Here is a 22,731-nt window from a genome sequence, read left to right as displayed (position 1 = left end):
CCAAAACCACTGAGGTTGATTAATCCCACAAACCTAGAAAAATACAACGCCCTCCACAACTTTATGAATTGATCCCTTTTAATCTAAACCCTCAAAAACGATTAATTCGGGAAGATTCTAAAAGAACAGTACGTAGTGAGCTCTAGCAGACACAAATTCAGATACGGGTAAAATAAAAAGGGTTCATTGAAATTCAATGAACCCTTTTAGTAGTAGCGGGAGCTGGACTCGAACCAGCGACCTTTGGGTTATGAGCCCAACGAGCTACCAACTGCTCCATCCCGCGATGTTTGGATTGCAAAGGTACGAGTATATTTGATATAAACAACTACCTTTGTAAAAAAAAGTTTGTGAATACTCGGAAACGTTTTTTGCAAACAAGGGGTTCTTTACCAAAGCCGCTGGAAATCAGTTAGCGGGATCACCTAAAGATGAATACAGATATTATTGAAAATTTCCCCGCCAATCATAAGGCCGGGTTTGTCGGCATCGTTGGTAAGCCGAATGTAGGCAAGTCAACGCTCATGAATCAGCTCGTCGGCGAAAGACTGTCCATCATTACGTCTAAAGCCCAGACTACACGTCACCGCATAATGGGTATCCTGAATGGTACTCATGATGGTCAGGAATTTCAGCTCGTTTACTCCGATACGCCGGGTATCATCAAGCCACAGTATAAGTTGCATGAGTCGATGATGAGCTTTGTTAGAGGCTCCATCGAAGATGCCGACGTCGTGTTGTTTGTGACCGATATCTTTGAGCAACACGATGAGAATGACGTCATTGAACGTCTTCAGAAATCAGAAGTACCTGTTTTGTTATTGATCAATAAAGTTGATCAGGCTACGCAGGATCAGGTGATCGAAAAAATCGCGTATTGGCAGACCAATTTTAAAGCGCAGCAAATCATACCCATTTCCGCTTTAAATAACTTCAATGTCGATCAGGTATTCGATGCTATTTTTCAACTGTTACCACAACACCCGCCGTATTTCCCTAAAGACGAACTCACCGATAAACCCGAACGGTTTTTTGCTTCCGAGATAATTCGGGAGAAGATTTTCCTGAATTATAAGAAAGAGGTTCCTTATAGCAGTGAAGTAGTTGTAACGGGTTTTAAGGAGAAGGAAGATATCATTGTTGTTCAGGCTGAAATTCTGGTAGAACGTGCTACGCAGCGGGCTATTCTGCTTGGGGAAGGAGGCAAAATGATTAAAAAAACGGGAATTATGGCCCGTGAAGAACTTGAGCGGTTTTTCGGTAAAAAAGTATTTCTGGAACAATTCGTCAAAGTAGAACCCGACTGGCGTCAGAAAGAACGCATGCTCAAACGGTTAGGGTACGACGAATAAGTATTAGGAATGAGTAGCGAGTATTGAGAATACCCAGACCACATTGCCGAATGGCTTCTCACTCCTGGCTTCTCACTCTTCACTCCTTTATAAAAATGGCAAATATTGTTGCAATTGTTGGCCGCCCCAATGTGGGTAAATCCACGCTGTTTAACCGGTTAACCGAACAGCGGCAGGCCATTATGGATAACCAAAGTGGTGTTACCCGCGACCGGCATTACGGTACGGCAGAATGGGGTAGTTATTATTTCACCGTTATCGATACAGGTGGATACGTAGTGGGCTCTGAAGATGTTTTCGAGGAATCAATTCGGGAGCAGGTAGAGATTGCTATTCAGGAATCGACAGCATTGTTGTTTGTGGTTGATACCCAGACTGGTATAACCGGACTTGATGAAGATTTCGCCAACGTACTACGTCGCTCAAAGAAGCCCGTATATGTGGTGGCCAATAAAGCCGAAACATCAGAGCGGATGCATGGAGCCTCCGAATTTTATGCACTGGGCCTTGGCGATCCTTATCCAATTTCGTCGATGACGGGCTCAGGAACAGGCGATTTACTGGATGAATTAATCAAGCATTTTCAAACGCCGGGCGTCGAAAATCCGAACGAAGGTATTCCAAGAATTGCTATTCTGGGGCGTCCAAACGTAGGGAAATCGTCGTTTTTGAACGTATTAACCGGGCAGGAACGTAGCATCGTAACCGATATTGCCGGCACCACCCGTGATGCTATCGATACCCGTTATCGGGCTTATGGTAAAGATTTTATCCTGACCGATACGGCCGGAATTCGACGTAAGGCTCGAATTAACGATAACATTGAGTTTTACTCAACGCTACGTTCCATAAAAGCGATGGAAGAGTCGGACGTTTGTATTGTTATGCTCGATGCTACGCGGGGATTGGAGGCTCAGGATATGACCATTATTGGGCAGGCCGTGAAAGCCAAAAAGGGCGTAGTGATTATGGTAAACAAGTGGGATGCTGTTGAGAAAGACCATCGCACGGCTGATGTGTTACGTAAGGAAATGATTCAACGGATGATGCCAATTGATTATCTGCCCATTATTTTTGCTTCGGTACACGAAAAGCAGCGCATTTTTCAGGTAATGGAAAAAGCGATGGAAGTTTACGAGCACAAGAGCCATAAAATTGCTACGTCGAAACTCAACGAAGCCATGCAGCCTGAGATAGAAAAGTATCCGCCACCGTCTGTCAAAGGGAAACATATCAAGATAAAATATATGTTGCAGTTACCTACACCATCGCCGACGTTCGTATTTTTCTGCAATCTGCCCCAATATATTCAGGAGTCTTATGAGCGATTCCTCGAAAACAGAATCCGTGAGCATTTCGATTTCACCGGCGTTCCTATTACGTTGTTTTTCCGGCAGAAATAACTGCTACGTATTTTATTTCGGTCTTTAGTTTTTCCAAAAAACTAAAGACCGAAATAGTAAGCCAATGAATGCTATTCGTTCGAATTACTGGCTCGGTGCTTTCCTGGTTTTTCTAGCAGCTTTTTGTTTTGCAACCAAAGGAATACTCATAAAGCTGGCCTATCAGTACCCCATCGATTCCATTACTCTGTTGACGTTACGGATGCTATTTTCGCTTCCGTTCTATCTTGGTGTTATTCTGTCTGGAATCAGAAAAGGCCAACCTGTACCTGCGTTAAGTTTCCGTCAGTGGGGAGTTTTGGCCTTGTTGGGTATTACGGGGTATTATTTTGCCAGTTTCTTTAATTTTCTGGGATTAGTATACATTACCGCCAGCCTCGAACGAATCGTATTGTTCGTTTATCCAACGTTTGTGCTTCTGATGAACGCCGTTGGGTTTGGGCGACGTATTACGCTGCTGCAAGTAATAGCCTTGATTCTAACGTATACGGGTATCGTTATTGCTTTTCGGGGAAATATCGAAACATCCGCTCAGAAAGACGTCATGCTTGGGGTATTCTGGGTAGTTCTGAGTGGTGTTGTATATGCCATTTATTTGGTTGGGAGCGATCGTATGATTGCTAAAATTGGGACGAGGCAGTTTACATGCTATGCGATGATTGCTGCTACAATACCGACTGTAGTGCATTGTTTTGTTCATAACGGCTTGCAAATCAACGGTTTTCCCACTCCCGTTTATCTACTAAGTATAGGTATGGCTATTTTTGTGACAGTAATTCCTACATTTATGATTGCAGAAGGCATCAAACGAATTGGCTCAGGAAATGCTTCTATTATTGCCAGTATTGGACCGATTTTTACCATAATTCTGTCTACGTATATCCTGCAGGAAACAATTAGTTTTGAGCAAATTATTGGTACATTATTTGTGCTGACGGGTGTATTTTTGATTGGCTGGCGTGGCAAATAAATAGCTTAGATTTAATCTAATTTTTTGAAATTATTTTTTTTGTAAATACCTGAAAGTGCGACACTTATACTTATGTATAAATGCTCATCTTATAATAAGATTAGCGAAGTTGCCATACAGTAAAGTCTTATAAAGATTACTGTTTTAGATGATAAGATGTATCATTTTTTTTAAGTAAATTTCCTGCGACCTACCAATTATCCAAACTGTCACTACTAACAATTATGGACGACGAAAAACGCATTGACAAGGCGGCATATGTGCTCAAGGCTGTGGCACATCCGCTACGCATCAAAATTATTCAGATGCTGAATGAAAATAAGGAATTGAACGTATCGACTATTTACAAGAACCTGAATGCTGAACAGTCGCTAATTTCTCACCATCTTATAAATATGCGTGATAAAGGAATTCTGGATATTCGGCGTAGTGGTAAAAATATTTACTACTTTCTTGTGGATACTGCTGTGGCCGAAATAATTGATTGTATCTATAAAAGCAAGCTATTGAATTAGACTCTACTTTTCTAAAACTTCCCGAAAGAACTGCTCTTTCGGGAAGTTCGCTCCATGCTTAACCAAATAAGTCGCCCGTACGGAAATTGGGCACAATACCCAAGTGCTTATAGGCTTTTTCGGTGGCCTCACGGCCGCGTGATGTGCGTTTCAGAAAACCTTCCTGAATCAGAAACGGCTCATATACCTCTTCAATCGTTTCGGCTTCTTCGCCACAAGCTGTGGCAATAGTAGTAAGCCCGACAGGACCTCCTTTGAATTTGTCGATAATCGTCATCAGAATTCGATTATCCATATCATCGAGACCGTTTTGGTCAACATCAAGTGCCCTTAGCGCAATTTCTGCAATCTCAACATTGATATAGCCATTACCTTTTACCTGAGCAAAGTCGCGGGTACGACGTAGCAGGTTATTGGCGATACGTGGTGTACCACGGCTACGACGGGCTATTTCATAGGCACCCTTTTCATCGATAGGCATAGCCAGAATAGCAGACGAGCGTTGCACAATACTGGTCAACAATTGCGCATCGTAATACTCCAGTCGGCAGCTAATACCAAAACGGGCACGTAGCGGAGAGGTAAGCATTCCCGCACGTGTTGTAGCACCAATCAGCGTAAACGGATTTAGCTTTATCTGCACTGTTCGGGCGTTCGGGCCCGAATCGAGCATGATATCAATTTTATAATCCTCCATAGCCGAATAGAGATATTCTTCGACGATTGGATTCAGACGGTGAATTTCGTCGATAAACAGTACGTCGTTCGGTTGAAGATTCGTTAGCAGACCTGCCAGATCACTTGGTTTGTCCAACACTGGCCCGGAGGTCATTTTGATATTGGCATTCAGCTCATTGGCAATAATGTGCGACAGGGTTGTTTTGCCTAAGCCCGGAGGCCCATGAAGTAATACGTGGTCGAGCGCATCGCCCCGTTGCATGGCTGCACGCACAAACACTTCCAGATTATCGAGCACTTTTGCCTGACCCGTAAAGTCTTCGAATGAGAGCGGTCGGAGTGCCCGTTCTATCTCTTTATCGGTGGCGGTCATTCCCTCGGCAGAACCTTTCAGAATGTCGTTTCGCATGGTTTTGATCAAGACAGATTCGGCCCGTTTTGGCTCAAAAAAAGCCTATTCTGGGCCGAACCATTTATGTCAAATATACGAAAAAAACAGGAGATTTCCGTTATCGAAGCAGCAATACCGAGCCACGTTTTGTGATCGTTCCGCGTTCAGGAAATGACTCGCTTCTGTACTGAACAATATACGGATAGAGCATCGACGGATAGGCCGAACCTTTATACGTACCGTCCCATTTTTGCTCTGGATTATTGCTCACAAAAATCACTTCGCCCCAACGATTGTAAATCCTGAATTCGTAATCGATAATGTAGGCAGTGAATATTTCCAGTACGTCGTTAATGCCATCGTTATTCGGCGTAAACGCATCCGGTAGATTCACTCTTGGCTCGCAAAGATTCAAGACACGGGCTACGCCTGTAGCCGTGCATCCTAGCGGATCTGTAACCTGCACTACGTATTGTCCCGACCGATTAACCGTTACCGTTCTGGTTGTATCGTTTTGTGTAAGCCATAAGAATCTCAGTCCTGATCCGCCACTGGCCGATAACCTGGTTGTTCCTTGATCGCCTTCACACAATGATGCCTGCTGCGTATAGGAGAAATTTGGCGCAGGACGATCGTTTACACGAACACTACTTCGTCCTATACAACCTGTCTGTGTATTGCGAACGATAACACTATACGAACCCGGTTGTGCAACAGATATACTTGGCGACGTAGCACCCGTGCTCCACTGGTACGTATTTCCGGGCGAATCACCAGAGAGCGGAGCCAGCACAACAGCTATGCCAATGCATTTAAGCGTATCGGGCCCAAGTCGGGCTAAACCTGTACTGTCTAAACCAACCTGGATACTGTCTTTCTGCGCTTTACAGCCGTTGGTATCCGTTATCTGAACAAAATATAGACCCGGAGCAGCCCGGTCGAAAACGGGCGTTGTAGCAATCGTATTTCGGCTTTGGTCGCGCCATTGGTAGATCGCGGCTGTTCCGCCCGTTACGTTCAGACTAATCGTACCGCTGTTAGGGGTACTACATAACGCATCTCTGACCAGGGGGGAAATAGCCAACGTATTGGCTGGCGATTTCAGCGTGAACGACGTATCAAGCTCGCAGGCATGAAGTACTTCTGTTACTTTTATGTCATAAACACCTTCGGGCAGTGTGGTTTGTTGACTGGTTGTGTCGGCAATAGAAGTGCCATCTGCGTTCTTCCAGTCGTAACGGTAATTTCCAGCGGGCGTGGGAGTTAGCACAATTGCTCCATCGGTCGATGTACAGCCGAGAGGTTGTGTCAACGTAGCAGCAAGGCGTATTTTGGGCAACTCGCTTACCCGAATCGTATCGGAGTTTTCGCAGGTTGTTCCATCCAACTGGTTCGTCTGCGCTGTAACGGTATAGACTCCCGGAGCCGAAACGGTAATGTTACGCGTATTACCGCCATTGCTCCATTGAAATTGAACGTACTGTTGTTGTGGCACACGTAGCTCAACTGACGACCGATAACAGAAAACCGTATCAGGGCCAAGGTCAAGCGTTGGCGGAGGCTTAATCTGAACCTCAATCGTGTCGCTTTTGAAACACTCACCATTGGCAGCCAGACCTATAACATAGTAATAACCGGGGCGCTCTAATTTTATAGTCTTTTGCCTGCTGGCTATAGCGCCATTAACAAGCCAGACGTAGACCTTCGCCTGAACTTTCAGATCAAGTGTGATTCCCTTTTTATTACAAATGGCCGTATCGGCTCCAAGATTAATATCCGGTGGCGTTTCAACGATTGTGAGCGTATCGCGGATAAGCGTATCCAGACAGAAATTTCCAGTACTACTTTGGGTAACAATACGTAGGCTTACAAAATACGTTCCAGGTCGGGCATAAGGATGGTTGACTGGGTCAGTAGCTGTGGTTGAATAAGGGCGTGTTCCATCCCCAAAATCAAGTGTATAAGCTTCTTTCAGTTTGGGACAATTAGGGCTTATCTGAAAAACCGTTGGCGCATTCACACACGTATCGCCATATGTGAGGCCCGGCCCACTGGACTGGTCGTTGAAGTTTGCAACCAGGTTCGGAAGACCCAACTGGCTACGTTGCCCGCCTAAGCTTTGCCCGTTTGGATTAAAAATCAGGCTATCGAGCAAACCTCCGTTAGGGTTTTCAATAGTTCCTAATGACGTACTGCCCTGAATCGCTACGTATATACGGCCATCGGGCCCAATCTGAGCTGATCCATATTGTCGCGTTGTACTACTATCGACCACCGTCTTTGATCGGGACAGCAAGGAGTCGGGCTGACTAAGGTCGTATTTTAAAATGTATGAGGCACCTTTCTGGCTACCATCTGAATTAGTATCGGCCAGCATTGTTACGAAAAGATTTTGACCATCGGGCGAAAATTCAACTCCATAGGCTTTGGGCGGGGCGGGGCCAATGTCAATCGTTCGATTGTAGGTTAGTACACCCGTTGAGTCATTGAAGGTGTAAAGCTCAACCTTATTTTGGGGTGGGCCGGGAATAACCACTGCCATTGGTCGACTCGCCTGATTGGCACTACTGGTGTCAGCTGGGCCGATTTTGATATACCCTTCGGCATTCGCCAGCGAATCTATAACCTGCCCGCCGGATTGGCCGGGTAGGGGATATGTGATCGGGTCAGTATTTTCGTTACGAGTTAAATGACGAACTTCAAACTGATTGGTACCATACTTACGCGTAATAACCCAGAATGTTGAATCTCGTTCGTTTTTTACAGATGCCGACTGCTCAGTACTGCTGCTTGAAATCGGAATATTCTTTTCAACAATAGCGCCTTTACCGCCATCCTGCCGCATATCGACAATGCTATAGGTCAGAGTTTTTTGTCCACGAATTTCCGATGTAGTATATACGTAGTAAAGATATTCGCAACCCCGGCAGGTTGGCTTGGGTACAATTAAGGCCGATTGTGTAGAGTTTTTATTTCCGCCTAAAGGTATTTGTGTCGTTGTTGTATCGCCCGGCACCAGCGATTTCATTGGATTACCTTCCTTATCGTAAATGGTAATCCCGTCGGAATAAAACAGTAATTTGCCTTGCGAATCCGCAATTGAAGATGATCCTTCAATGGTACTTAGCTTGCCATCCGTAATTGGCTGAGGTGTTCCGCCACCGCTAAAATCAAGCCCTGCGTTCTGTCCGAAATACCATTTTACACCTTGTGATTCTTTTTGCTGTCCACATATGTCGACATTTACCCGGTCTTGATATGAACAGCCAACCGAATTAATTACTTCAACCGAGTAACAGCCAGAGCTGTCTACCTGTATGGTTTGTGTCGTATCGCCTTTTGGATACCAGATAAAGCGAAGGCCAGACTGAGGAGGACCTCCCGCATAGGGGTCTAGCGTAAGTGGAACTTCGTTTTTACAGATTGTTGTATCGGTTCGCCAGTTTACAAATGGTTGAGGGCGGTTGCCTACATTAACTACTTTTTGAGTAGTTTGTGTAGTACCATTAATTGTGCGAGTCAACCTAACTGTGTATGCACCTGCCTGCTGATAAACGTGTCGAGCTACTGAATCCCGCTGTTTTGTAACACTTGTGCCATCTCCGAAATCCCAAACGCGCTGTGTTACGCCTGTTAGAACGCTATCTTTGAAGGTAAGCGAATCGGCTCTACACTCTTGGTCTGGTACACAGGCCTTTCCGCTAACATTAAAACTTAGACTTGTCTGTGCCCAAGCCACACGCATCCCTGCCAGCAGAAAGAGCAGGCCGAAGAGTCCAAATATCCGAATATGCTTACTAAAAGTTGACATGAACAAACGTTGAATAAGGCCACCCTCGCAATTTCATCCTCTCAGCATAACAACAGCGGGGGCATTACGTTAGTATAAACGAAAGTGTTTCGTTAAAATTTTATCGCTCAATAGCCCATAATACCCCTAAAAAGCACTTAATTTTATAGGTTGTTACGCTGTTATATACTTCGTTTCTGTTCACAACGTTGCACTGATAAACTTGGCCCAGTCTTTGCCCTGATTTTGATATTATGCTAAATAAATACGTACTGACGTTTCTGACGCTGAGCCTGAGCCGTATGGTCTTTGCGCAAGACCCTCAGTTTACTCAATTTTACGCGGCTCCGCTCTATCTTAACCCGGCTTTTGCTGGTTCGGCACTGGCACCACGTATCACGGCCAACTACCGAAATCAGTGGCCAGCCATTACGAACTACGTAACAACAATGGTATCATTCGACCATTATTTTGATAAATATAATAGTGGTGTTGGCTTACTGATTCAGAATGATAATCAGGGGCAAGGCCGCATTCAGTCGACAGATATTGGCTTGCAATATGCATACCAGTTTCAGGTTGGTGAATCGTCATTTGTGCGCTTAGGTTTACAGGGATCGTATGTTAACCGGAGTGTCAATTATTTTGGATTAACTACTGGCGATCAGTTTACAGATCGGGGATTTATTACAGGAAGTATATCAGGCGATCCAACATTACAAGCTGGGGCGCCGACTAAAAAATATGTCGATTTTTCGACGGGTGGTCTCTTTTATTCCGATTGGTTCTGGATTGGCGCTTCGGCACATCATATCAACCGCCCTGATCAGGGATTCTTTGTAGGTGGCCGGGAGAGATTACCTGTGAAAGCCAGCGTTCATGCAGGATTACGTATTCCGCTGGGTGGCTACACTGGTTTAGCGGATGAAATGGATCGGGAAATCAGCTTCTCGCCCGTAATCATGTATAAGCATCAGGGAAAATATGATCAGCTCGATTTGGGCGCTTATCTGACCTATTCACCACTAACAATTGGGGCCTATTATCGGGGTATACCGTTTAAAAAGTATAACCAAACGCTCAACAATCACGATGCGGTAGCGTTGTTGGCGGGTTGGCGTATGGATAAATTTTCAATTGGATATAGCTACGACGTAACGGTTTCTACCCTTGGTAACAGCGGAGGTTCGCATGAATTGTCTATATCCTATATTTTCGATAAGCCAGAAGGCCGCCGTCCTGGCGTACGGAAAAAGGATAAAAAACTTCCCTGCCCCAAGTTCTAAGGCCTCCAAATCAATTTGTCGTTAAGCCGCTTCCCGAACAACTAACTGTACGGTGTAGCGGCTTTTCTGTTCAAGAAGCATATTTTTATTTACCAACACACGCTCTATAGTATGCTGGTCATAATGTCGAATCGTAATAAGTTCGACTCCTTCATTATAGCTTACCCGGAAATCCTGCTTAAGAAGCTCCAGTAAGGCCGGTATACGCTCAGGATTGTTGTCTACTACTACCGAAAAACTGATTGCGGTATTTTGCATCAGATTTACTCGGACGCCGACTTGGGCAAACCGGGCAAAAATTCGGCTAAGGTTATCTTCAGCGATAAACGAAAAATCGTTCGGATGAAGCGAAATCAGCAATTGGTTTATCTTAAAAATAAACGATGGAATCGGTAGTGTAAGCTTATAATTACCGATAACGGTCCCCGTTTTTTCTGGCTCAACAAATGAGCGGACATAGAGCGGAATGCCTTTATTTTGTAGTGGTTTGATGGTTTTGGGATGAATAACTGTTGCGCCATAATAAGCCAGCTCAATAGCGTCCTGATACGTTAATTTCTCTAGCAAAACCGTTTCATCGAACCATTTCGGATCGGCGTTGAGTACGCCCGGTACGTCTTTCCAGATTGTTACGTGATCGGCATTAAGGCAGTGTGCAAAAATAGCAGCCGAATAATCTGATCCATCCCGCCCCAGAGTAATGGTACGTCCATCTGGCGTCTGTCCGATAAATCCCTGCGTGATGATTATTCCTTCCTGCGCTACCTTCTCATTGATACGTTGATTGGTTTTCGTCCAATCGATACGTCCTTCGCGGAACGTAGTATCCGCGCATATAATCTGTCGGGCATCGAGCCAACGTATCGGCAACCCTTTGTAAACTAAATGAGCGGCAATAATTTGGGTTGAGATTAGCTCGCCAAATGAAACGATCTGGTCGTAAATTTCATCGTATGTTCCACTTGGCGGCTGCGAAAGATAAGTTTCCAGATCGGCGAATGTCTGATCAACAAAGCTAAAATCGCCTTCCAGCTCACTCATGATTATAGAATGCGACCCGCGTAAACGTTCCAGATTTTCCTGAACAGAGGCAGTTTGATGGACATACGCCCGCACCAGATCTTCCAAAGCGTTGGTTGTTTTTCCCATCGCTGAAATAACCATCAGCGTATTTTTCGCCTGCGTGCGTATAATTTCAGAGACATTCCGAACTCCTGCTGCATCTTTTACAGATGCACCACCAAACTTGAAAATGTTCATAATTCACAAAGATAAAGAGCGAAAGAGTGAATGAGTGAAAGGCTGACAAATGCGCTCTTTCACTCATTCACTCTTTCGCTCTTTGTAAAACTAAACCGCTATGGCGCGGTTTGTATACAAGAGTTCACGAACTGCCTTGGCAATTCCCTGTGGATCGAAGCCACACTCCCGGTGCAACTCAATCTGTTCGCCATGTTCAACAACAACGTCGGGAATACCCAAACGTTTCACACTGGCCATATAATTGTGGTTGGCCATGAATTCGAGCACTGCACTGCCAAACCCACCCATTAGGCACCCATCTTCAACCGTTAATACACGGTCAAAACGGGTAAAAATCTGATGGAGTAATACTTCATCCAGCGGTTTAACGTAGCGCATGTCGAAATGGGCTGGCCGAATGCCTTCGCTAGCGAGTTGTTCAATAGCGTCAACGGCGTAATTGCCAATATGCCCCAGAGTAAGAATTGCTACGTTCTCACCATCACTCACCATACGTCCTTTCCCGATTTCCTGTTTTTCGAGTGGAGTGCGCCACTCTGGCATTACCCCTTCGCCCCGTGGATAACGTATTGTGAAAGCGCGTTTGCCCTGTTGCACTTCGTCCGACTGAGCTGTGAACATCATGTTACGTAGTTCCTGCTCATTCATAGGGGCGGCTATAATCATATTCGGAATACAGCGCATAAAAGCCAAATCATAGGCACCATGGTGCGTTGGGCCATCAGCTCCGGCAAATCCTGCCCGGTCGAGGCAAAAAATGACGGGTAACTCCTGAATACAAACGTCATGAACAGCCTGATCATAAGCTCGTTGCATGAACGTAGAATAAATATTACAGAAAACCACTTCACCCTGCGTTGCCAGACCCGCCGAGAACGTAACAGCATGCTGTTCGGCAATACCTACGTCGAAAGCGCGTTTGGGCATGGCTTTCATCATAATGTTCATTGATGAACCTGATGGCATAGCCGGTGTAACACCGACAATACGAGGATTCTGTTCGGCAAGTTCAACCAATGTATGCCCAAATACATCCTGATATTTGGGTGGTTGAGGAGAATCGTAGATTTTCTTTTTAATAACGCCGGTCACCTTATCGAACAGACCGGGCGCGTGCCATTTGGTCTGATCTTTTTCGGCGGGTGCATATCCTTTACCTTTTACAGTCAGTACATGCAAAAGTTTGGGGCCCGGAATTTGTTTCAGATCGGCCAGAACGCTCACCAGATGGTCAATATCATGTCCGTCGATAGGGCCAAAGTAGCGAAGGTGTAATGATTCGAACAGATTACTTTGGTCAAGCAATGACGTTTTGATGCCCGATTCTACTTTCGAGACAATCTCCTGTGCACTTTTTCCGAACTTGCTCATCTTTCCGAGCAGGTTCCAAACCTCATCTTTTACCTTATTATAGGTTTGTGAGGTTGTAATATCGGTCAGATATTCACGTAGTGCCCCTACATTGGGGTCAATGCTCATGCAGTTATCGTTCAGAACAATCAGCAGATTACTGTCTGTTGCTCCTGCATGATTCATACCTTCAAATGCTTCACCGGCAGTTAGTGCACCATCGCCAATAACGGCAATGTGATGTCGTTGCATATTTCCCTGAAGTTGGGAGGCTATTGCCATACCCAAAGCTGCCGAAATCGACGTAGAGGAGTGCCCAACGCCAAAGGCGTCGTATGCACTTTCTTTACGTTTAGGGAAACCGGAGATACCTTTATAGAATCGGTTGGTATGAAATTTTTCACGCCGGCCGGTCAGAATTTTATGGCCGTATGCCTGATGGCCAACATCCCAAATAAGTTTATCGTCGGGTGTATTAAAAACGTAGTGAAGAGCTACCGTTAATTCAACTACGCCCAGATTGGCACCAAAGTGGCCACCAAAAACAGATACATCGTCAATAATAAACTGACGCAGTTCATCGGCTAATTGAGGTAAGCGAGATTTATCGAGTTTACGAAGTTCTTCGGGCGTGTTGATGGTGGCAAGTAGACTGCCGGGGGTAATCAGCATGGTGGTAACTGGTAAGCATCTGTCTTACAACAAGACACATACAAAATACAATGATTTTTTTGGTGATTCACCCATTTTATTTTTGAATACGAAGCTACCACTTTTTTTGACGATTATAAACAATCTAAGTCTTTATGCCTCACAATACGTACTGAATAAATAAAGACTTAGATTTTAACAGGAAATCGTTTCGTAAAAAAATAGCTCATAATCTACACTTCTTATTCTGTGGCTAGTTGCGTTGACTTGCCCGGAAAAGCTTTTGCTTCTCTTCTCGAGTGAGACTTTCGTAGCCAGATCTTGATATTTTATCCAGAATAGTATCGATTTCATCCTGATCAGGTGTAGACATGGATGAAGAACTCGCAGCTGAAGCATACGAGCTGGTTTGTGCGCTGGTACTGCTACGTTGCCGATACGATACTTTAATGGCAGGTTTTGGCTTTAACAAGTTACTCCAGCCATTTACAACCCAGTAAATAGGCCGGCCAAGGTCTGTACCATTCTGTAAAAGTTTAACGTAGCAAAAACCCATCATTGCTCCACCTAAATGGGCCAGATTGCCTCCGGCATTGGTTCCTGCTGATTGAGCTACCGACAGAATAATGAAGAAGAAAACAATGTATTTGATACGTACCGGCCCGAAAAACAAGAGGTGAAACGTATAGTTTGGTAATAACGTAGCAGCACCAACTGCTACTGAGAACGCAGCCGCAGATGCACCTAGCATACGAGCGGCATCAGATTGTACCTGAAAATAAGGTACCAGATTATACATGGCTAGATAAAGCAGACCGCCTGCTAGCCCTCCTGTAATATATAGACCAATTAACCGACGATTCCCCAGGTACTCGTCGATCAATCGACCGAACCAGTACAGAAAAAGCATGTTGTAGAGAATATGGAAAATCTCATCATGCGTGAAGAAATAGGTAAACAAAGTCCAGGGTTTGTGCAGAAAGGCAGATAAATCGCCCGGCAACATGAGTTGAGCACGGGCAAATTCATATACTTCCAGATTCTGTGCCATGGTCAGACTGACTTTCCCCAGCAACAGAACGAGAAATATGACAACATTGACTAATATTAGCTGCACCAACGTATTGTTGGGCTTGCTGAATTCGCTCCGGAAATCATCGAATAACCCGCTCATTACTAATAAAATGTTTTACCCTGAGACCCCCAGTATTTCACCAGTATAAATGCAAACAACATGCCACCTATATGGGCAAAATGGGCGACATTATCGGCCTGCGCCTGATACACTCCTGAATAAAGCTCGTAGGCTCCATAGAAAATAACGAGATACTTAGCTTTAACCGGTATAGGTGGAAACAATAAAAATAGTTGAGTGTTTGGAAACAACAGTCCATACCCCATTATTACACCAAAAATTGCTCCAGAAGCACCAACCATAGGCCGGTCATACTGAGTAACAAACTGCGAAAAACTTCTAAATTCTTCGCTATATAGCTCATATACGCGCTGAATCTCATAATAGTTTATTGCCTCGTATAAAAAAGCTGCCCCTATTCCGGTAAATAAATAAAAAAACGTAAAACGCTTTGGCCCCCAGAAATTTTCCAGCATAGGCCCAAACACAATCAACCCAATCATATTGCTAAAGAGGTGACTAAAACCACCATGCAAAAACATATGCGTTAGAATCTGAATAGGATTAAATTGACTTGATACAAATGAGTGCAGACCAAACTGCTCAATAATAGATTCATTCGTAATAAAATACGCCAATACGTTTATTATCAGTAATATACGAACTACCGGAGTTAGATTAAACATTTTTTATAAACTAAATTTAAGCGAATTAACGGAATCATTAGCGAAAAAGTCCTGCAATCTTATCCAACGTAAGCACAACCATGATGGGTTCGCCGGTTGGCGTATAACTTGGATTCGTTGACGCTAAAACCTGATCAATAAGTGCTTTACATTCTGTCGAACTCAGCTTGGTTATATGACGTACTGCCGACCGCCGTGACAATGACCGGGCCATCGATTCAATTTTATCCAATTTCAATCGACCCGTATCGGCCCGAAGCTGCGCCAATAAGTTAGCAAACAATTCTTCTTCATTTTCGCCCATGGTGAGCGTCGGAACACCCCGAATCACAAACGTATTTGCCCCAAGCTCATCAAACTCAAAACCAAGATTGACTAAATCATCCCGCAAGTCAATGGCTAGTTGAAAATCAACCGGCATCAACGTAATGGTTTTAGGAAATAAAAGTTGCTGCGACGATCCATTGCGATTGGTAAGAGCGGTATGGAATTGATCGTATAGTACCCGTTCGTAGGCGCGTCGTTGGTCAACTAATAACATTCCAGACCGGGTTGGGGCCAGGAGGTAACGGTTATGCAGTTGAATAATTGTTGATTCTTCTAGAAGCACGGGCGTATCTGGGCCTTTCGAAACGGGTTCCGAGAGTAGTTTATTCGCTCGGCTGCCTAATGTAATAGGTTCCTGATCGCCAGACGATATTGCCTCTGTGGGGTCAGATACTGATTTTACAGGTCCTAACCAATCCCCATTTTCATCGGACGTATCAATTTTAGAACTTATATCGTCTGTCTTGTGCGCACCTTCTTTAATCACCTGCCAGTTATTGACGGAAGGCTTCACATCCTCTGATTTCGGAGATAGATCGAAGCTTTTTCCAGCAGCTTTATCCAGAACACTATTATTTAAAGAAGGCCTGTCTTGTACGGGCTGGGTATTTCCAGAAGCCCATGATGCCGAAACAGGACGAGCAGTGCTACGTGCCGCCGAACTGGATTTGGTAATGGTATTAACCTGAATAGGTGTATCGGTAGTTGGTTTTGTCTGGGCTGGACGGACACCGGCCAGAAAATTCACATCCGAATCGAAATCCAGCGAAGGGGCTAGATTATAAAGCCCTACCGCCTTCCGAACTGCCGCCATCATGATAGCATAAACTGACCGCTCATCGTCGAATTTTATCTCCGTTTTTGTCGGATGAATATTAATGTCGATGTGTGATGGGTCGATCTCTATAAACAGAACGTAGAATGGGTGGCTGTTTTCGGGTAATGTCCCTTCGTAAGCACCGATAACGGCATGATGCAGGTAATTGTGCTTAATGAATCGGTTGTTGACAAAGAAAAACTGCTCGTTACGTGCTTTTCGGGCCGATTCGGGCTTGCCTATGTAGCCGTGAACTGTTACGTAGGGGGTTTTTTCTTCGCAGAAGTTTAGCTGTTCGCGATAGCTTTTGCCAAACATATCGACAATACGTCGGCTAAGTTTTCCGGCTGGTAGATTGTAAATTTCCTGGTCGTTGTGAAACAGCGAAAATGCCACTTCCGGATTGGCTAAAGCAACTCGTTGAAATTCATCGAGAATATGACGCATTTCAACAGAGTTCGATTTCAGGAAATTACGGCGGGCGGGTACGTTAAAAAACAGATTCTTAATCAGAAGATTGGTGCCGGGTAAACACGAAATAGCTTCCTGTGCTTTAATATCCGAGCCCTCAATACGTATCAACGTTCCTAGTTCGTCGCTGGCTCGGCGCGTACGCATTTCGATCTGGGCAACCGCAGCGATAGAAGCCAGAGCTTCGCCCCTGAAGCCCATTGTTTTGATACGGAACAAATCGTCGGACGAACGGATTTTAGACGTAGCATGACGCTCAAAGCTCATTCGGGCATCCGTTTCGCTCATGCCCAAACCGTCGTCTATAATCTGGATCAGGTTACGACCCGCTTCACGAATAATGACCTGTATCGATTTTGCTTTGGCATCAACCGAATTCTCAAGCAACTCCTTCACAACCGAAGCAGGACGCTGTACCACTTCACCAGCCGCTATCTGATTGGCAATTGAATCGGGAAGAAGTTGAATGATGTTTTGCATATCGAACTAGCCTTTCAACGGATACATGCAGTTTCTGGCTTTTATATAAATATACAACTAAAACGGCGGATTTGTGCCCTTTTAAACTAGGAAAAAGGATGAAAGGTCGAGAGATATTTGTAATTGTTAACCGCTTCAGAAACGAAAAATGCCGCAAGTCTGAACTGATACGTTCCGAACTTGCGGCATAATCTGCCTAAAGTGGCAAAAGAGCGTTAAACTTTGATCTCTACGTCAACACCACTAGGTAGTTCAAGCTTCATCAGTGCATCTACAGTTTTAGCGCTGCTGCTGTAGATATCAACCAGACGCTTGTAGGTGCAAAGCTGGAACTGCTCCCGAGCTTTTTTGTTAACGTGGGGCGACCGAAGTACCGTATAGATTTCTTTGTTTGTTGGCAGTGGAATAGGACCGCTAACAATAGCACCCGTCGATTTGACGGCTTTCACAATTTTCTCCGCCGATTTGTCGACCAGGGTATGATCGAACGACTTCAGTTTAATACGAATTTTTTGGCTCATTCTGTTGTGGTTCGTTAGTTGTTAAGGCCTGCCGAAAGAACCATATACTCCGATCAGGCTCGAATTGGAGCGCAAAGGTAGGATTTTTTTATATAGGATGTATGGGGTAAGCTATATGTTTTTGATTAATAGTCAATAATATAGCCTATCTCATACATCATACATGATTACGCAGTTACATTGTCAACACCAGCTTCTACCAGCTCATGTTTCAGTAAATATTCGGCGATCTGTACCGCATTGGTAGCAGCACCTTTACGAAGATTATCGGCCACAATCCACATATTCACAGTTTTTGGCTGGCTTTCATCACGCCGGATACGACCAACGAAAACTTCGTCTTTTCCATGAGCCGTCAGCGGCATAGGATAAACTTTGTTCTGAGGATCATCCTGCACAATCACCCCTTCGGTATTGCCTAGAATTTCGACTAGTTCATCCAGTTCGTATTCATTTTCAAATTCGATGTTAACTGCTTCCGAGTGTCCGCCAATTGTTGGGATACGTACCGTAGTTGCCGTTACCTGAATCGAATCATCACCCATGATTTTCTTGGTCTCATTAACCATCTTCATTTCCTCTTTGGTATATCCATTGTCGAGGAACACATCGATGTGAGGCAGTACGTTCAGGTCAATTGGGTGTGGGTAAACTTTAGGCGCATCTTTATCGCCGTTACGTTCTGCAAAAAGCTGATCGACAGCCGCTTTACCTGTACCCGTTACCGATTGATACGTTGATACAACTACACGCTTGATTTTATAGCGGTCGTGCAGTGGTTTGAGCGCAACGACCATCTGAATGGTTGAGCAATTTGGGTTGGCAATGATTTTGTCATCGGCCGTTAATTCGTTAGCGTTCACTTCGGGCACAACCAATTTTTTGGTTGGGTCCATCCGCCATGCCGACGAGTTATCAACGACAACAATACCAGCTTCCGCAAATTTTGGAGCAAGCGCCAGCGACGTACTGCCGCCGGCCGAAAAAATCGCAATGGCTGGTTTAGCAGCAATGGCATCTTCGAAGCTAACAACCGTGTACGGTTTACCCTTAAAGTCCACCTGTTTACCAACCGACCGCTCCGAAGCGACCGGAATGAGTTCAGACACAGGGAAGTTACGTTCTTCCAGAACCTTTAGGATTTCGCCACCGACTAGGCCCGTGGCTCCAACGACTGCGATTTTCATAATTATTTTAACTGTTTTTTGTGAAATTGACCGCAAAGGTACGGCAAAAATTCGACGGCTAAGTATATTGACTCATAAAATGTTAGAAAACAAAAAACCTACTAGCAATTGCCAGTAGGTTCAATCAGATTTTGCAATGAGACTAAGCTATAGAAGCGATTGATACAAATCGATAGTTTGAGATACCGCTTTAGGCCACGAAAAGAGCTTAAGTTGTTCTCGACCTTTTTCAATTATAGATTGTCGAAGAGTTGAATCAGTCAACATTCGTTCGACTGCATTTGCTATCGATTCACCTTGTAACGGATCAAAATAAAGAGCCGCATCACCGGCTACTTCGGGTAGTGAGCTAGTGTTACTAACAATGCATGGGCAATCACAGGCGAAGGCTTCAAGTATTGGTATGCCAAAACCTTCGTAAATAGATGGGAAAATAAAGGCAACGGCCTGATGATATTGTAGGGGTAGTGTTTGATCGGTAATGGGTTGTTGTTCAACGTATTGCTCAAGAGCTAAATCCGATATGTTTTTTTGTTCTGATGGCGTAAAAGGCCCACCGCCTGCACAAATAAGTTTTACACTATATTTTTTCAGCAACGATTGAATAGCCACTAACAACCCCTGAAAATTTTTGTATCCCCCCCGATTACCTACAAAAAGTAAATACGGCTCAACGACCGATGTTTCATATTGAGATGGCGTTTGTAGTGAACTGCCATGATAAATGACCTCTATTTTATTGGGGTCAATGTTTAATATCTCGACCATATCTTTTTTCGTGTGCTCAGAGACTGCTACGATACGATCTGCTTTTTCGGCAAGTAATTTTTTGTTGTCTATAATTCTATTGTCGCTTACAAGATTTGGATATTGCTCACTGAATTTTTCATAAATCATGTCGTGGAACGTAACAACAAACGGCTTGTTCGCTACATGAGGGAGAAAATAGGGATCGTAGTACGTAGCATGAAAAATATCATAGTTTTTCTTGCGTACCTGTGATAGCGAATACAACTGATTGATATAGTACGTTACCCTTCCTTTGCCCGGAAAATGTTGCTTAGGTAAAGAAAAAGGCACTTTCAGGCCAGCTTCATGAATGTGTATATTGTCTGTAAGTAATAAAGATGCGCTTGCCTGATTTGTTGGAGTTTTATTAATACCCGTTATCAGTTCGACATGATAACGGGAAATACCACCATATTTCTGAAGTGAAAATGTCTGGTGATCATATAATATTTTCATAATCAGTAATGTCGTTTTAACGAAAAGGCTTGTAAACTACCAGAAATCAACGATTTCGGGCAGTTTCCAAGCCTATATAAGTGTGTTTTAAGACGTAAATTATCTTAAAAGTCAGCGTCGAACGTAATGCCTTTAGGTTCTTCAACGGGTTTCGCTACTTCCACTTCGGCATCTTGTGGATTTTGAGAGGCAGCTTTGGCGGCTTTGAATTTCGCCATTACTTCGCCCCGTTGGTATTCACCTACGCGCTTCTCGAAGAAGTTCGTTTTTCCCTGCAACGAAATCATATCCATGAAATCGAAGGGGTTTGCTACGTTGTAGAGTTTCCGTAGCCCCAACGTAACGAGCAGGTGGTCGGCCACAAAAGCGATGTATTGTTTCATCAATTCGGCATTCATACCAATCAATGATACAGGTAACGCATCAGATACAAATTCCTGCTCAATCTCAACGGCGTTACGTATAATATCATAGACTTCCGATTCCGGCATCTTATGAATGATGTGGTCGGTATAAAGCATACAGGCAAAGTCACGATGCAAACCTTCATCGCGGGAGATAAGCTCGTTCGAGAACGTTAAGCCCGGCATCAGACCCCGCTTTTTGAGCCAATAGATAGAACAGAACGAACCCGAAAAGAAAATACCCTCAACAGCGGCAAACGCAATCAGACGCTCGGCAAACGAACCGTTCTCAATCCAGCGTATCGCCCATTCTGCTTTTTTCTGAACGCATGGAATCGTATCGATGGCGTTCAGCAATCGGTCTTTTTCGGAAGGGTCTTTGATATACGTATCAATCAGCAACGAATAGGTTTCTGAATGGATATTTTCCATCATGATCTGAAAACCGTAGAAGCACTTAGCTTCGGCATATTGCACCTCCGACAGAAAGTTAACAGCCAGATTCTCGTTGACAATACCATCCGATGCTGCAAAGAAGGCCAATACGTGTGAGATAAAATGCCGCTCGTTGTCATTAAGGTTGTTCCAGTCCTTCATGTCCTGTCCGAGGTCAATTTCTTCGGCAGTCCAGAAAGAAGCTTCGTGCGTTTTATAGAACTCCCAAATGTCCCAGTGTTTAATTGGGAACAGCACAAACCGACCTTTATCTTCTTCTAAAATCGGTTCGATCACGTTGTCTTGTGTCATGGCGTTGCGGATGCAGTTTTATATAGAAAAGCCACGTCAGAACGAGTGGCTTAGTACTGAGTAAATTAGCTAATCTCGGTTAACAAAATTAACCTTTCTCTCTTCTTCTACAAGCTGAAAATATAGAATCAGTACTATATGACAAATGACACAACGTAATAATGTTCTTGTAACCAGAAGGTTACGTTAAGGTCAACTGAGTAAGTTCTTGAAATAGTTCTGTTTGATAACATAATCCTGATTCATGAGCTTACCAACGATGATGCTACGTCGTGAATCCCCAATTTTAGTGAAGGAAAAGCTTACTTTTTTAACAGAAATTCATTAGTTAATCGATATCGGCTGATTCGAATAGCTTCGATATTCCTTGGTCCAATTCCAGGCACCAAGAGCAGCTATAAAGCAGAACACGAAATATTCAGCTCCTACTAACTTAATCCCTTTCACGAAATACATGTAGGTTAGAATGATGTCAACAACTAGCCAGACGTACCAGCATTCGACTCGTTTTTCAATCATCAGGAACGTAGCAACAATGCTCATGACCGTTGTAAACGAGTCGAGATAAGGGAAAGCACTCGGTTGATTAAATAAGAGCGGAAACCATTCGTGCAGATTACTGGCGAACGTTCCCAGCGCAACAGTGGCTATGATACCCATGATTGCCCAGCTAATAAACCGACGAGTCGGCATTCGGCTGATACGTAGCTCTTGATGTTGGTCGGCTTCATTTTGCTTCGGATGTGTCCAGCGCCACCAGCCTTGGAGGTTTGTTGCAAAGAAAAACACCTGTAAAAACATATCGGGGTAGAGCTGAATCTGGTAGAACAGAAAGAAAAACAGCAAAACACTCAAGGCACCAATAGGCCAGCTCCAGATATTGGCTTTTGCCGATAACCACACAGCAACGGCTCCAACAACTGCACCGAAAAATTCGAGGTAACTCATGGGATAATCCCAGACGGTAAAGAAAATGGTACGTATGTCGAAAAAATCGGGCATGAGGTTCAGTAATCAATCAGGTTTTTTCATCTTTAACGACACGAAAGTACTGATTAACCT

The 22,731-nt window shown here is 44.2% G+C and carries 17 protein-coding genes and 1 tRNA gene; 5 read left to right on the top strand and 13 right to left on the bottom strand.

Annotation, left to right across the window (positions count from 1 at the left end; translation table 11 throughout):
* Positions 1-213: 213 nt before the first annotated feature.
* A tRNA-Met gene (locus tag ACYVD4_RS31100) sits at positions 214-286 on the bottom strand.
* A gap of 145 nt (positions 287-431) precedes the next feature.
* On the opposite strand from ACYVD4_RS31100, the gene era reads away from it, so the two are divergent.
* From era to ACYVD4_RS31080, 4 genes are all read left to right on the top strand, one after another.
* Positions 432-1,352 (top strand): GTPase Era, encoded by a 921-nt coding sequence (gene era / locus ACYVD4_RS31095; protein WP_460952255.1) that lies wholly within the window; start codon positions 432-434, stop codon positions 1,350-1,352.
* A 95-nt stretch (positions 1,353-1,447) separates the two neighbouring features.
* Entirely contained in the window at positions 1,448-2,755 is a 1,308-nt protein-coding gene (gene der / locus ACYVD4_RS31090) for a ribosome biogenesis GTPase Der (RefSeq protein ID WP_460952254.1), read from the top strand.
* Between the two features lie 64 nt (positions 2,756-2,819).
* Positions 2,820-3,725, top strand: a complete 906-nt coding sequence (locus tag ACYVD4_RS31085; RefSeq protein ID WP_460952252.1) for a DMT family transporter — start codon at positions 2,820-2,822, stop codon at positions 3,723-3,725.
* Positions 3,726-3,949: 224 nt separating this feature from the next.
* Complete coding sequence (locus ACYVD4_RS31080; protein ID WP_460952251.1) at positions 3,950-4,240, top strand: ArsR/SmtB family transcription factor; 291 nt, start codon at positions 3,950-3,952, stop codon at positions 4,238-4,240.
* A gap of 58 nt (positions 4,241-4,298) precedes the next feature.
* On the opposite strand, the gene ruvB is transcribed toward ACYVD4_RS31080, so the two are convergent.
* Complete coding sequence (gene ruvB, locus ACYVD4_RS31075; RefSeq protein ID WP_460952250.1) at positions 4,299-5,327, bottom strand: Holliday junction branch migration DNA helicase RuvB; 1,029 nt, start codon at positions 5,325-5,327, stop codon at positions 4,299-4,301.
* A 100-nt stretch (positions 5,328-5,427) separates the two neighbouring features.
* Entirely contained in the window at positions 5,428-9,120 is a 3,693-nt protein-coding gene (locus ACYVD4_RS31070) for a PKD domain-containing protein (protein ID WP_460952248.1), read from the bottom strand.
* Between the two features lie 233 nt (positions 9,121-9,353).
* Here ACYVD4_RS31070 and ACYVD4_RS31065 point away from each other — a divergent pair, with 233 nt between their 5' ends.
* A complete protein-coding gene (locus ACYVD4_RS31065; protein WP_460952247.1) occupies positions 9,354-10,385 on the top strand; it encodes a PorP/SprF family type IX secretion system membrane protein in 1,032 nt (343 codons plus the stop codon).
* A gap of 21 nt (positions 10,386-10,406) precedes the next feature.
* Here the strand turns inward: ACYVD4_RS31065 and ACYVD4_RS31060 are convergent, their stop codons facing one another.
* The 10 genes from ACYVD4_RS31060 to pnuC all read right to left on the bottom strand — a co-directional run bounded on the left by ACYVD4_RS31060 (position 10,407) and on the right by pnuC (position 22,671).
* The gene (locus ACYVD4_RS31060; RefSeq protein ID WP_460952246.1) at positions 10,407-11,645 is read right to left on the bottom strand and encodes an aspartate kinase; all 1,239 of its coding nucleotides are present in this window, start codon (positions 11,643-11,645) and stop codon (positions 10,407-10,409) included.
* Positions 11,646-11,735: 90 nt separating this feature from the next.
* Complete coding sequence (gene dxs, locus ACYVD4_RS31055; protein WP_460952245.1) at positions 11,736-13,670, bottom strand: 1-deoxy-D-xylulose-5-phosphate synthase; 1,935 nt, start codon at positions 13,668-13,670, stop codon at positions 11,736-11,738.
* A 232-nt stretch (positions 13,671-13,902) separates the two neighbouring features.
* Positions 13,903-14,823 (bottom strand): rhomboid family intramembrane serine protease, encoded by a 921-nt coding sequence (locus ACYVD4_RS31050; protein ID WP_460952243.1) that lies wholly within the window; start codon positions 14,821-14,823, stop codon positions 13,903-13,905.
* 2 nt (positions 14,824-14,825) lie between these two features.
* Positions 14,826-15,470, bottom strand: a complete 645-nt coding sequence (locus ACYVD4_RS31045) for a rhomboid family intramembrane serine protease (RefSeq protein ID WP_460952241.1) — start codon at positions 15,468-15,470, stop codon at positions 14,826-14,828.
* A gap of 37 nt (positions 15,471-15,507) precedes the next feature.
* Entirely contained in the window at positions 15,508-17,565 is a 2,058-nt protein-coding gene (gene mutL / locus ACYVD4_RS31040; protein ID WP_460952240.1) for a DNA mismatch repair endonuclease MutL, read from the bottom strand.
* Between the two features lie 215 nt (positions 17,566-17,780).
* On the bottom strand, positions 17,781-18,086 hold the full coding sequence (rpsJ, locus tag ACYVD4_RS31035) for a 30S ribosomal protein S10 (protein WP_190892748.1): 306 nt from the start codon (positions 18,084-18,086) through the stop codon (positions 17,781-17,783).
* Between the two features lie 167 nt (positions 18,087-18,253).
* Entirely contained in the window at positions 18,254-19,273 is a 1,020-nt protein-coding gene (locus ACYVD4_RS31030; protein WP_460952238.1) for an aspartate-semialdehyde dehydrogenase, read from the bottom strand.
* A gap of 147 nt (positions 19,274-19,420) precedes the next feature.
* Positions 19,421-20,518 (bottom strand): glycosyltransferase family 4 protein, encoded by a 1,098-nt coding sequence (locus tag ACYVD4_RS31025; RefSeq protein WP_460952237.1) that lies wholly within the window; start codon positions 20,516-20,518, stop codon positions 19,421-19,423.
* A gap of 104 nt (positions 20,519-20,622) precedes the next feature.
* Positions 20,623-21,669, bottom strand: a complete 1,047-nt coding sequence (locus ACYVD4_RS31020) for a ribonucleotide-diphosphate reductase subunit beta (protein WP_460952235.1) — start codon at positions 21,667-21,669, stop codon at positions 20,623-20,625.
* A 324-nt stretch (positions 21,670-21,993) separates the two neighbouring features.
* Positions 21,994-22,671 carry a nicotinamide riboside transporter PnuC gene (gene pnuC, locus ACYVD4_RS31015; RefSeq protein WP_460952233.1) on the bottom strand — a complete coding sequence of 226 codons (678 nt, stop codon included), beginning with the start codon at positions 22,669-22,671 and terminating at the stop codon, positions 21,994-21,996.
* Positions 22,672-22,731 lie beyond the last annotated feature (60 nt).

It is taken from the genome of Spirosoma daeguense (assembly GCF_054776875.1).
Note: the sequence above shows the minus strand (reverse complement) of the source record. Positions and strands in the feature narration are given on the sequence as shown.

Bases quoted from the DNA above. Each gene is read 5' to 3' on its own strand.
- era (WP_460952255.1), top strand. From the start codon at position 432: ATGAATACAGATATTATTGAAAATTTCCCCGCCAATCATAAGGCCGGG.
- der (WP_460952254.1), top strand. From the start codon at position 1,448: ATGGCAAATATTGTTGCAATTGTTGGCCGCCCCAATGTGGGTAAATCC.
- ACYVD4_RS31085 (WP_460952252.1), top strand. From the start codon at position 2,820: ATGAATGCTATTCGTTCGAATTACTGGCTCGGTGCTTTCCTGGTTTTT.
- ACYVD4_RS31080 (WP_460952251.1), top strand. From the start codon at position 3,950: ATGGACGACGAAAAACGCATTGACAAGGCGGCATATGTGCTCAAGGCT.
- ruvB (WP_460952250.1), bottom strand. From the start codon at position 5,327: ATGCGAAACGACATTCTGAAAGGTTCTGCCGAGGGAATGACCGCCACC.
- ACYVD4_RS31070 (WP_460952248.1), bottom strand. From the start codon at position 9,120: ATGTCAACTTTTAGTAAGCATATTCGGATATTTGGACTCTTCGGCCTG.
- ACYVD4_RS31065 (WP_460952247.1), top strand. From the start codon at position 9,354: ATGCTAAATAAATACGTACTGACGTTTCTGACGCTGAGCCTGAGCCGT.
- ACYVD4_RS31060 (WP_460952246.1), bottom strand. From the start codon at position 11,645: ATGAACATTTTCAAGTTTGGTGGTGCATCTGTAAAAGATGCAGCAGGA.
- dxs (WP_460952245.1), bottom strand. From the start codon at position 13,670: ATGCTGATTACCCCCGGCAGTCTACTTGCCACCATCAACACGCCCGAA.
- ACYVD4_RS31050 (WP_460952243.1), bottom strand. From the start codon at position 14,823: ATGAGCGGGTTATTCGATGATTTCCGGAGCGAATTCAGCAAGCCCAAC.
- ACYVD4_RS31045 (WP_460952241.1), bottom strand. From the start codon at position 15,470: ATGTTTAATCTAACTCCGGTAGTTCGTATATTACTGATAATAAACGTA.
- mutL (WP_460952240.1), bottom strand. From the start codon at position 17,565: ATGCAAAACATCATTCAACTTCTTCCCGATTCAATTGCCAATCAGATA.
- rpsJ (WP_190892748.1), bottom strand. From the start codon at position 18,086: ATGAGCCAAAAAATTCGTATTAAACTGAAGTCGTTCGATCATACCCTG.
- ACYVD4_RS31030 (WP_460952238.1), bottom strand. From the start codon at position 19,273: ATGAAAATCGCAGTCGTTGGAGCCACGGGCCTAGTCGGTGGCGAAATC.
- ACYVD4_RS31025 (WP_460952237.1), bottom strand. From the start codon at position 20,518: ATGAAAATATTATATGATCACCAGACATTTTCACTTCAGAAATATGGT.
- ACYVD4_RS31020 (WP_460952235.1), bottom strand. From the start codon at position 21,669: ATGACACAAGACAACGTGATCGAACCGATTTTAGAAGAAGATAAAGGT.
- pnuC (WP_460952233.1), bottom strand. From the start codon at position 22,671: ATGCCCGATTTTTTCGACATACGTACCATTTTCTTTACCGTCTGGGAT.